This window comes from Streptosporangium sp. G12 (genome assembly GCF_052983175.1).
Map to the genome: position 1 here is coordinate 1 of NZ_JBRIQO010000065.1, position 11,586 is coordinate 11,586.

Consider the following 11,586-nt stretch of genomic DNA (forward strand, 5'->3'; position numbering starts at 1 on the left):
CGGGCATCCTTTCCGGGAATCGGGGAGAAGACGTCGAGGGGCGACATCACGGCCGCGCACTCACGGCGAGGCCTCAGGGGCGGTGGGGCACGTCAACAGGCGTACAAAGAAATGTTAACGCTAACATTTATGCATAAACCTCGTCCCTGCGAGCTTGGCAATGGGGCGATTGGTTCCCGATGAAGGGCCGGCGATCGGGTCGCATTCGTGTTTCCGTTGCATTTCCGCAAAGTGTTGGGGTTCACAGGCGGGATGTCAACATCTCGCTACAAGAAATTCGTCTCCGCGCAGCCGGCATCCTGCGGCAGCGGCGATGGCGGGTAGCGCCGGCCTCTGGTCGCAGACGGATATATCGCCTGTTCACCGCTCTCCGGTGCCCGGCGGTCGGTGGCCCGGGTCGTCGTACCGGCCTTCGGGCCGCGGGCCGGAAGGCCTGGTGCGGTCCATGACAGCGGGTGTTGACCGCACTCATGTGAACGCACACACTGGTGCGATGTCGATGTGACCCGCCGCCCTGTCGCGGTTACGGGCCGCGCTTCGCGCATTGAAACCTGCGTTGTTATCGCGTTCCAATAGTCATGTCCGATTACGCTGACGCCCACGTAATCGCGGCAATGGTGCCACCCGTCCCTCTGTGCCGACGAGTCGCGTGGAGTCGCCTTCCCCGTCCCGTCGCCCGGCCCGCCCGATCGTGCCCGGTCTCCGAGGGTCGCCATCGCCGAAGGTCGCCATGCCCGGCATTTCACGTCATCGCCCGGCTCGGAGGCGTCACATGGATCGGGACCGGCGTCCCCTGTCATTCCTCGCCCACAGACCGCCGCGGCAGAGCCACGAGCGGCCCGTCCGCTTGACCGCGGCATCGGTCCACAGCTCCGACCGCGGCGACCCCTGGGGTGATCGCATAAACGTCGGATTTGATCGCTTCGCCACTGAGGATCAACTTCGATCAGGTTCGATCGGTACTATGAGGGGTCCTAAGGAGGAGTATGACCAGTACGGCGACCGGCCCCCCCGTTCGGCTCGCGGAGAGCGTCGTCCCAGGCCCGCTGCTCGGCAGGTGGGGGACGACCGCCTCGCCGGATGCGCTGATCGGCGTCCTGGCGCGTCCCGACCGTGCGCTGCCCCTGCCCTCCCTGAGCGGCGGGCCGCCGCTGTGGGCACTGGAGCGCGTGCGGGAGCGAGCGGAGGCCGAGCGCGGGTCGCCGTGGGCGCAGCCGCTCGCCACGCAGTACGCCAGATATTTTCAGGACGGCGACCGCACGGTCTACGAGGGCGGCGTGTTCGAGCGCCAGGAGCGGCTCACCCGGGCCGTGCTCATGGCCGCGGCGAACGGGTCGGACGAGTGGCTGGCCGAGGCCGCCGACGGGATCGTGCTGGTGTGCGAACAGAGCTCGTGGTGCTGGCCCGCCCACGAGGAGTCCTGCCGATCGCGGGGCACGGTACTGCCCGACCCGGCCACCCCCTGCCTGGATCTCGGCGCCGGTGACGTGGCCGCCCAGCTCGCCTGGGCGGACCACATGCTCGGCGAGCGGCTGGACGAGCGATTCCCCGGACTGCGGGACCGCCTGCGCGCCGAGGTGCGGTGGCGGGTTCTGGAGCCGTTCACCCGCCGGCGCGACTGGCACTGGCTGGGGCTGGACGGCCGCGTGCACAACTGGTGCCCGTGGATCTGCGGCAACGTGCTCGTCGCCGCGCTGCGCCTGGCCGAACCGGGAGCGGAGCGGGCTCGGCAGGTCGCGCTGGCGATCGAGGGCCTCGACCGCTACCTGGCGGCGCTGCCCGGCGACGGGTCGGTGGACGAGGGCTACGAGTACTGGTGGAACGGTGCCTGCCGCGCCCTGGAAGCACTCGACGTGCTGGAACACGCCACTTCCGGGGAGCTGAGGGCGGCCGGCGTGCCGGTGGTGCGCGAGACGGCGCGGTTCCCCCACCGGATGCATCTGGGCGGGGCGTGGTACGTGAACTTCGCCGACGCCCGCGCGCTGCCGCCCGCCGAGCAGCCCTGGCACGTGCTGCACCGCTGGGCGCGGCGGATCGGTGATCCCGACGGGATGCGGCACGCCGCCGCCCACCGCGCCGGGACCGTCGCCCCCGCGGCCGAGTTGGGACGGGCGCTGAGCGAGCTGGCCGACGTCACCTGGCTGGAGGCCGGCCCGGCCGAACCGCCGCTGGTGGCCTCGGCATGGCTGCCCGGCACGCAGGTGGGCCTCGCCCGCACCGCCCGCGGTACCGAGCGGGGTCTCGCCCTCGCGGTCAAGGGCGGCCACAACGACGAGAACCACAACCACAACGACGTCGGCTCGGTGATCGTCGCCGTCGACGGGACACCCGCCGTGGTCGATGCGGGGCGGCCCACGTACACGGCGCAGACGTTCGGACCCGATCGGTACGCGATCTGGACGATGCGGAGTGGCTGGCACAGCGTGCCCGAGGTGCGCGGCACGCCACAGGGGCAGGGCGCGTCCTTCGCGGCCGGGGACGTCGCGGTGGCCGACGGGCCGGACGCCTTCCAGGTGAGGCTCGACCTCGCGGGCGCCTACCCCGTGGACGGGCTTGAGCGGTGGTGGCGCACGGCCAGGCTGGACCGGGAGACCGGCGGCGTGACGATCGAGGACTCCTGGGCCTTCACCGACGCGGGCCCGCCCAGCGAGGTGCGGTTCCTGCTGTCCGGTCGGGTGCGGCAGGAGGCGCCGGGGCAGGTGACGATACGGCCGCCCGGCGGGGGCCGGGCCGCGGTTCTCTCCTGGGATCCGGAGCACGCGGCCGGGTCGCTGACCGAACGCGAGCTGGACGATCCCCTGCTCGTCGCGGTGTGGGGCGACCGGCTGACCCGGTTGCGGCTGGAGCTGCCCGGCACCGCGAGCGGATCCCTCCTGGTACGCGTGGAGGTGCGGCCATGACCCTGTCCGGCTCACCGGCCTCGCTGCCCGACGAGCGCCGCACCCGGGTGGTCGAGCTGCTGCGGCGGCGTGGCTCCGTCCGGGTCGCCGATCTGGCCGAGGAGCTGGACGTCTCGGTCATCACCGTCCGCCGTGACATCGCGCTCCTCGCCTCGCAAGGGCTGATCCGGCGGGTTCGGGGCGGGGCCATGCTGCACGGTGGCGCCCCCGCCGGCGAGTCCGACGAGGAGGTCTCGCCTCGATCGGTCGTCGAGGAGGGCGTCGGCGAAGGACGGCGGCTCACGATCGGGATGGTCGTGCCGTCGCTCGACTACTACTGGCCGGAGGTGATCCGCAGCGTCCGCGAGGCCGCCGCGGCGGCCGGAGCCAGGATCGTGCTACGCGGCGCCACCTACCAGGCCGCCGACGAGCGGCGGCAGTTGTCAGGGCTGATGGACCTCGTCGGCGTGGACGGGCTCCTGGTCGCGCCGACCACCACCGGTGACGACGGCGAGGAACTGGTGCGCTGGTTGCGGCAGGCGCCGGTGCCGGTCGTGCTCATCGAGCGGGCCGCCGCCGTCGGTCCGTACGAGGAGACCATGGAGTCCGTCATCAGCGATCACGCGCTGGGGGCGGCCATGGCCGTGCGCCACCTGGCGACGCTGGGACACCGGCGGATCGGGGTGGTCACGACCTTGCACAGTCCGACGACGCCGCACGTGCGGCGCGGATGGCGGCAGGCCTGCCAGGAGCTCGGTCTGGAGCTCGACGGCACCCCGGACCTCACCACCGTCGACCAGCGCAACCCTGAGTGGAACGAGGTCATGGACCGGATCCTCGGTTCGTGCCTCGACACGGGCACCACCGCGCTGCTGGTTCACTCCGACCCGGAGGCGATCAGCCTCGTGGAGCGGTGCCAGGAGAGGGGTGTCCGGGTGCCCGCGGACCTGGCGGTGGTCACCTACGACGATGAGGTGGCGGAGCTGTGCGATCCGCCGCTGACGGCGGTCCGCCCGCCCAGGAAGGCGATCGGGCGGGCGGCGTTCGGCCTGCTGTGGGCTCGCCTGACGGATCAGGACCCGCATCGGCCGACGCATCGCGTGGTCATCGAGCCTCGGTTGATCGTGCGCTCCTCCTCGTCCTGAGGGAGGGCTGTTCACGGCGGAGGGAACACGGGAGCCAGGGTGTCCTCGGTGCCGTCCGGCCAGACGATCCGGGCGGCCGCATTCGCCCAGCTGATCTCCGGAGGGGCCGAGGGCACGCTCGAACCGAGGTGAATGCGGGCTTCGTACCATCTGCGCGGCTCGGCGGCCGCGCTGGTGCCGCACCACGGAACGAGAGTCCGGCCCGACAGCGGAGTGGCGTTCTCGGCGAACGTCACGTCCGACAGGTCGAGGCCGGGGCCGGGGACGATGCGCGAGATCAGGCGGGACGACGGGGTGGTGGCGGGGACGGGCCAGCCGCCCAGGCGAAGGGGGGCCGCGCACGTGGGGAGGAGGAGGACCAGACGAACCTCCCACGTGCCTCGCAACGCCGACAGGACGGTGATCCAGGGCCCCAGGACGGCGGTGCCCGATCGGCCGTAGCCGTGGTCGGCGGTGTCCGGGTCCGGGTCCACCCAGTGGGCCCGCCAACGGGAGGCGCCGACGGCGGTACCCGTTGGCAGGCGGTCCACGAGAAGGGTCTCGAAGCCGGTGCGATGGCTGGGCCGGTCGTCGGGGTCCAGAAGCGTGACCGACTGGTCGAGAGGGTCGTCGGCGTGCGGGCCGGCCAGGATGGGCGAGGTGGCGCTGGAGTATCCGAGGCGGGCGTACAGCGGCGAGTCCGTGCGGTGGTCGCCGGGTGTGGCATGGTCGGTGCCGTGGTTGACGACGCGCACGACGCCGTCGGCGCGGGTGCCGGAGACCAGCCAGCCCGGTGATCGGATCACGAGCTGGAAATCCTCCCGCTCGACCGGCAGCGGCTCCTCGACCGAGGTCCACACGGGATGATCGGCGGGCAGCGCCAGTCCGTACAGGCCTTTGGCGGCCCAGTAGGGGGAGCCGGTGCCGGAGTACGACTGGGCGATCGGCCGCCAGGGGCCGTGCCAGCCGAGTGTCAGGACTCCGTCGTCGTCGGGGCTGCCGTGCTCGGCGAAGTGGCGGGCGATGCCGGAGGCGGCGCGGCGCAGGAGACCCGGGGCGGGAGTCGCGACACCGGCCCGCGCCCCCGCCCAGAACTGGGCGGCGGCCGCGAACCGGTAGGTGAGGCTGCGGCCCTGTATGAGCGGAGAGCCGTCCGCGCCCACCAGGTGCACGGCGTCGTGAAGATAGCGCGTGAACCGGGACAGGTAGGCGGCACGACGGATGTCGGCGGCCGGGTCGCCGGCCGCCATCTCGGTCCACAACAACGGATAGAAATGGAGGGCCCAGCCGACGTAGTGGTCGTAGCCGCGCCGCTCGCCGTCGGAGTACCAGCCCTCCTCCCGGACGAACCCGTCGGTGAGCGCGAGCCCGGCCTCGACGTCCTGACGTGAGGACGGGCCGCCCACCGAGGCGAGGAACCGCTCGACCACGAGCTGGAACCAGATCCAGTTGATCGGCGGGTACGCGCCGCCGATCGCCGGAGCCAGGTAGCCGACCACCCGCTCGCGCACACCGTCGTCGAGGCGGTCCCACAGCCACGGGCGGGTGAGGTGCAGCACCAGTGCGATGGAGGCGGCCTCAACCTTGGCCTGATCATGCTCCTCCAGCCTCACCCAGCGCTCGGGAGAGGCCGGATCGGTCCCGGCCGCCAGGCCGCGCGCGTACCACTCCAGGTAGCCGTGCGGGTCATGGCCGCCCTCCCCCGCCACCCGGAACCCCGCGGCCAGGAACGTCCGGGCGAACCCTTCCAGTGCGTCGACGTCCGGCCCGTACCCGCCCGGCTCGCCGGGAAAGGAGATCCGCGCGTGCGAGGGGGAGGCGTACCGCCGTGCGGACAGCAGCAGACGGTCGGCCAGAGCGGCCCAGTGATCTCTGGTCCAGCCGGTGTAGGGCGAGAGCCGCCGGTCGTCCAGTTCCCGCAGCCAGCGCATCAGGCCTCCTGTCGCGACTCCGCACGAAACTCCGTGATGCTGGCACCGTCTCGGCGAACACGTCAAGGAGCAATGAATCAAAAGCGTTCATACTGATCATCGTTGATGGCCGCGGGAACCCACGGATGATCGTATTGATCAGTATCGATCATATTAGCGTTAACAATCTATTGACCTGATTGAAATGATCGGTCATGATCGGCGGCACTGGCAAGCACTGGCTGGCGAGAGGACCGGTGTGAAAGACCGACGATCACAGGCTCTGCTGGTGATGGACCCCGTGTACGTCGATGTGCAGTTCCAGGAACCGCAGCTGCGGCGGTTGCGCGATCTCGTCGAGCTCACCGATCCCATGGCGACGGCGGACCTCGACGATCCGCTCGTGCGCCGCCGGCTGCGCGAGGTCGAGGTGCTCGTGACCTCGTGGGGCTGTCCTCCGCTCACCAAGGAGCGGCTGGACTGCGCGCCGGAGCTCCGGGCGATCTTCCACTGCGCGGGAACGGTGCGCCCGTTCGTCACCGACGAGGTCTGGCGGCGCGGGCTGCTGGTGACCAACGCGGCGGACGAGAACGCCGTCTCGGTCGCCGAGTTCACCCTCGCCGCGATCATCTTCGCGGGCAAGAAGGCTCCGTTCCTGGCCCAGGACGCGCGCAGACATCGCGACGACTGGTCCTACCTGGAACGGCGGGGCGAGCTGTCCAACCGCGGACGCACGATCGGCGTCGTCGGCTTCTCACGGGTGGGCCGCCGGGTCGTCGAAAGGCTGCGCAGCCTGGACGTGGACGTACTGGTGTACGACCCGTACGCCGGCGCCGCCAAGGTCCGTGAGGCAGGCGGCCGGCTGGTCGACCTGGCCGACCTGCTGCCGCGCTGCGACGTGCTCACCCTGCACGTCCCGGAGCTTCCCTCCACCCGTCATCTCATCGGGGCGCCGGAACTCGCCCTGCTGAAAGACGGCACGACCGTCATCAACACGGCGCGCGGCACCGTCCTGGACACCGCCGCCCTGGAGACCGAATGCGCGAGGGGACGCCTGGACGCGATCCTCGACGTGACCGACCCGGAGCCGTTGCCCGCGAACTCGCTCCTGTACGACCTTCCCAACGTCATGATCACCCCCCACATCGCCGGATCCCTGGGATCGGAGACCCGGCGAATGAGCGAGAGCGCCCTCGACGAACTCGAACGCTACCTGTCCGGCCGGCCGCCGCGCGCGGTGGTGACGGCCGACGAGTTCGCCGTGAGCGCCTGAGCCCCGCTTCCGGGAAAGGAAACCAGACCGATGTTCAATCCCGTTCCGCCCGCCAGGACCCGAACGCGGCGCCACGTCGTGAAGGCCGCGGGAATGACCGTCCTCGCGCTCGCGCTCGCCGCGTGCGGCGGCTCCGGCGAGCCGGCCGAGGGCGGACCCGCCACCCTCACCGTCACCGTGTGGAACCTCGCCAAGACCCCCGAGTTCACCGCGCTGTTCCAGGCGTTCGAGAAGGCGAATCCGGGCGTCAAGGTGAAGCCGGTCGACATCCTCGCGGACGACTATCAGGACAAGGTCACCACCATGCTCGCCGGCGGCGACAAGTCGGACGTGATCACGATAAAGAACGTGACGGACTACGCGCGCTACTCCAGCCGCGGGCAGCTCCTCGAGGTCACCGATCTCGCCACGTCGGCCGACGCCTCCAAGCTGGCGGGTCTGCAGGCCTACAACACCGGGAACACCTACTACGCGCTCCCGTACCGCCAGGACTTCTGGCTGCTGTACTACAACAAGACCCTGCTCGACAAGGCGGGCATCAAGCTCACCGGCGCCATGACGTGGGACGACTACGCCAAGTACGCCCAGCAGCTCACCGGGGACAAGGACGGCAAGAAGGTGTACGGCACCTACCACCACACCTGGCGTTCGGTGGTCCAGGCGATCTCCGCGGCGCAGACGGGCGGCGACCAGCTCGGCGGTGACTACGCCTTCTTCACCGACCAGTACACGATGGCCCTGGACCTGCAGAAGAAGGGGGCGGTCATGGACTTCGGCACCGCGAGCGCCCAGCAGGCCGACTACCGGAACATGTTCGGAACCGGCGCGGCGGCGATGATGCCCATGGGTACCTGGTACATCTCGGGCATTCTGGAGGCCAAGAAGAAGGGCGAGAGCAAGGTCGACTGGGCGCTCGCCCCGATGCCGCAGCGGGCGGGCTCCGGCGAGGCCGTCACCTTCGGTTCCCCGACGGGGTTCGCGGTGAACAAGCGGAGCAAGTCCGCCGACCTCGCCAAGAAGTTCGTCCAGTTCGCCGCCAGTAAGGCGGGCGCGGAGGCGATCGCCCAGGTGGGCGTGGTGCCGGCGTTGCAGGATCCGGCGATCACGGAAGCCTACTTCAAGCTCGAGGGCATGCCGTCGGACGAGCTGTCGAAGAAGACGTTCGAGCCCGGCAAGGTCGTGCTGGAGATGCCGGTGAGCGACAAGAGCTCCGACGTCGACACCATCCTCAACGAGGAGCATCAGTTGATCATGGTCGGTGAGAAGTCGGCCGCCGACGGCATCCGCTCGATGAACGAGCGCGTCAAGAACGAGGTCCTCAACTAGGGCGGCCGCGGCGGGCTCCGTGGTCCGCCGCCCGTCCACCTGGTCTGCGAAGGAGTCACGAAGGACGACCATGACCCATGTCATGCCGCAGCCCGCGCCGACCGAGCCGGGCGAACCTCGGGTGCCCCACGGCGGCCGGGCCTGGCGCAACACCCTGATCGGGTGGAGCTTCATCCTGCCGAACTTCCTGGGCTTCGCCCTGTTCACGCTCGTCCCGGTGATCGCGGCGTTCGTGCTGGCGTTCATGGACTGGGACTCCTACGGAACGCCCGAGTGGGTGGGGCTGAGCAACTTCGAACGGCTGTGGGGGGACGAGAACTTCCACGTCGCTCTTCGCAACACGCTCTACTACGCGCTCGGCCACATCCCGCTGACCCTGATCGCCGCCCTCGCCCTGGCGCTGGCGCTGAACCGGCGGCTGCGCGGGGTGAACTTCTTCCGCAGCGCGGCGTTCTTCCCGTACATCACCTCCCTGGTCGCGGTGGCCGTGGTCTGGAACATGCTGTTCAATCCGACGGCGGGACCGATCAACCTGCTGCTGGAGGCGATCGGCGTCCAGGACCCCCCGCGCTGGATGTCGAGCACCGGCTGGGCGATGCCCGGGGTGATCATCACCAGTGTGTGGCGCGACATGGGCTACTACATGGTGCTCTACCTGGCCGGCCTGCAGACCATTCCCAAGGAGTACTACGAGGCGGCCAAAGTGGACGGGGCCAACGCCTGGCAGCGGTTCTGGGGCATCACGTTGCCCTCGCTGCGGCCCACCACCTTCTTCGTGCTGGTCATGCTGACCATCCAGAGCTTCAAGGTGCTCGACCTGATCATGGTCATGACCGGAGGCGGCCCCGGTCGCAGCACCCTGGTGCTGGCCCAGCTCGTCTACCGGGAGGGCATCGTCGAGGGCCAGTTCGGCTACTCGTCGGCGATCGCGCTCGTGCTGTTCCTCATCGTGTTCACCGTGACCATCGTCCAATTCCGGATCAACGAACGGAGAAACGCGTCATGACCACATTGCGCGATGCTCCTTCGGCCACGGTGCCGCCGCCGCGACACGACGGGCCCACCGGATCGCCGGGCTCCCGGCACCCCGCCGCCCGCAGGACGCTGGCCTACCTCGGGCTCGTCACGGTGACGTTGCTGACGCTGGTGCCGTTCGGAATGATGCTGTCGGCCTCGCTCAAGCGCAACAGCGAGGTCCTGGCGGTCCCGATCGAGTTGATTCCGGACGAGCTGCGCTGGTCGAACTTCGTGGAGATCTGGGAACGCGTCCCGATGGCGACCTACCTGGGCAACTCGCTTTTCCTGTCGGCCACCATCACGTTCCTGCAGGTGCTGACCGGCAGCTTCGCCGCCTACGGGTTCTCCAAGGTCCGCTTTCCCGGACGCGACGCGCTGTTCCTGGGCTACCTCGCCACCATCGCGGTGCCGTGGCAGGCCTACATGGTGCCGCAGTACATCATGATGCAGCGACTGGAGCTGACGGACACGTACTGGTCGCTCATCCTGATACAGGCGTTCGGCGCGTTCGGCGTGTTCCTCATGCGCCAGTACTACATGTCGATCCCGGACGAGCTGTGCGAGGCGGCCAGGATCGACGGGCTCAGCGAGTACGGCATCTACCGGCGGATCATCCTCCCGTTGTCGAAGCCGGCGCTCGCCAGCCTGGCGCTGCTGACGTTCGTCACCACGTGGAACGACTACATGGGGCCCTTCATCTACCTGACGAGCAACGAGCTGTGGACGGTGCAGCTCGGTCTGCGCTCCTTCGTCGGCCTGTACGAGGCCGAACACGCGATGATCATGACGGGTGCGGTGCTGTCGGTGCTGCCGGTCCTGGTCCTCTTCCTGTTCGGGCAGCGCTACTTCATCCAGGGCGTCGCGACGAGCGGGCTGAAGGGGTGAGCACGATGCGCGGCCTGCTGCGTCCGGCCCGGCAGGAGACGTACGAGAAGGTCTTCGGCATGGTTTACGTCGGATTGATGACGAACCTGCTGCTGGCGATCTCGTGCGCCCCGCTGCTGGTGGCGCTGGCCCTGGTGCGGGATCCGTCGGCATCGTGGCCGTTCTTCGCGGCGCTCTCGGCGGTGTGCGCGCCGGCGCTGGCGGGCGCGTTCCGGTGCTTCGCCCTGCTCGGCGAGGGGTCGACGGCGGTGTTCGCGGCCTTCTGGAACGGTTACCGGCGGGCGGCGGTGCGGGCGCTGGTCACCTGGCTGACGGGCGCCGCGGTGGTGAGCGTGCTCGTGGTGGACGTCATGGTGGTCGGTGGCACCTCGTGGGGTCCGGCGCTGCTGCCGTTCTTCGTCACGGCGGGCGCGCTGGTCGTGGCCACGACGGTGACGGTGCTGGTCGTGGTGGCCGAATCGTCGCGTCCGGTCCGCGGCCTGGTCCTGCCGTGCCTGTACCTGGTGGCGCGTCGCTGGTATCTGACGCTGCCGACGCTGACGGTGCTGGCGCTCGCGGTCGGCATGGTACTGCTCGAACCGGTCTTCGGCGTGCTGCTGGGAACGGCGCCACTGCTCTACGCGGCCTGGGCCACGAGCCGGTTCGTGGTCCTGCCGCTCCTGCCGGAACCTTGACCGGCCTTCGCTCCCGATCCACGACACCGGCACGGCGAGGGTGACCTGCGCCTCGACGAGGCGCCGAGGCTTCGCGCGGCGCGCGGACCACGATCTTCCGGAAAGGGGGACGAGCGCGACACGATGATCAGCCGCACGCTTCGCCGGGCCCGTCTCGCCGCCGCGAACGCATTCCGATCATCGCGGTGCCGCCGGACACGAATTGTGTGCCGTCCATTGACCGAGGACCCCTCGCCGGGCTAATAATGCGCCTACGCCCGAATCACCATTACCGCGCGGCCACCGTGAGATGTTAGCGCTAACATTATGGAGGTATCGGAATGCGCGCATGTCAAAGGGCTTCGGCCGCGTTGTTCGCCGTCGTCATGGCACCGGTGGCGGCCCACCTGAAGGCGTCCGCTTCGGCCTTCGCCTCCGGCGCCTCCTTCACCGTGACCTTCTCCCCTGGCCTGACAGAAGGATGACCCTGATGCCCCCACCGCACGCGCGCCGCGCCCT

General features: G+C 69.7%; 8 protein-coding genes. 7 read left to right on the top strand and 1 reads right to left on the bottom strand.

The features are described from left to right. Positions 1-986: 986 nt before the first annotated feature. Together ACVCAG_RS45410 and ACVCAG_RS45415 are read left to right on the top strand one after the other, a co-directional pair. Positions 987-2,900, top strand: a complete 1,914-nt coding sequence (locus ACVCAG_RS45410) for a hypothetical protein (protein ID WP_440089830.1) — start codon at positions 987-989, stop codon at positions 2,898-2,900. Next, complete coding sequence (locus ACVCAG_RS45415) at positions 2,897-4,024, top strand: substrate-binding domain-containing protein (RefSeq protein WP_440089831.1); 1,128 nt, start codon at positions 2,897-2,899, stop codon at positions 4,022-4,024. Before ACVCAG_RS45410 ends, ACVCAG_RS45415 begins: the two co-directional genes overlap by 4 nt. Before the next feature lie 11 nt (positions 4,025-4,035). Here ACVCAG_RS45415 and ACVCAG_RS45420 read toward each other — a convergent pair whose 3' ends face one another. Then, positions 4,036-5,934, bottom strand: a complete 1,899-nt coding sequence (locus tag ACVCAG_RS45420) for a DUF2264 domain-containing protein (RefSeq protein ID WP_440089832.1) — start codon at positions 5,932-5,934, stop codon at positions 4,036-4,038. 238 nt (positions 5,935-6,172) lie between these two features. Between ACVCAG_RS45420 and ACVCAG_RS45425 the strand changes: the two genes are divergently transcribed. From ACVCAG_RS45425 to ACVCAG_RS45445, 5 genes are all read left to right on the top strand, one after another. Then, complete coding sequence (locus ACVCAG_RS45425; protein ID WP_440089833.1) at positions 6,173-7,186, top strand: hydroxyacid dehydrogenase; 1,014 nt, start codon at positions 6,173-6,175, stop codon at positions 7,184-7,186. A gap of 30 nt (positions 7,187-7,216) precedes the next feature. Then, positions 7,217-8,512 (top strand): extracellular solute-binding protein, encoded by a 1,296-nt coding sequence (locus ACVCAG_RS45430; protein WP_440089834.1) that lies wholly within the window; start codon positions 7,217-7,219, stop codon positions 8,510-8,512. A gap of 70 nt (positions 8,513-8,582) precedes the next feature. Continuing rightward, the gene (locus tag ACVCAG_RS45435) at positions 8,583-9,518 is read left to right on the top strand and encodes an ABC transporter permease subunit (RefSeq protein WP_440089836.1); all 936 of its coding nucleotides are present in this window, start codon (positions 8,583-8,585) and stop codon (positions 9,516-9,518) included. Then, positions 9,515-10,414: a carbohydrate ABC transporter permease gene (locus ACVCAG_RS45440; RefSeq protein ID WP_447191652.1), complete on the top strand. Its 900-nt coding sequence runs from the start codon at positions 9,515-9,517 to the stop codon at positions 10,412-10,414. The genes ACVCAG_RS45435 and ACVCAG_RS45440 overlap by 4 nt, the downstream gene beginning before the upstream one ends. Then, on the top strand, positions 10,411-11,088 hold the full coding sequence (locus ACVCAG_RS45445) for a hypothetical protein (RefSeq protein WP_440089838.1): 678 nt from the start codon (positions 10,411-10,413) through the stop codon (positions 11,086-11,088). The genes ACVCAG_RS45440 and ACVCAG_RS45445 overlap by 4 nt, the downstream gene beginning before the upstream one ends. The last annotated feature ends 498 nt before the right edge of the window (positions 11,089-11,586 follow it).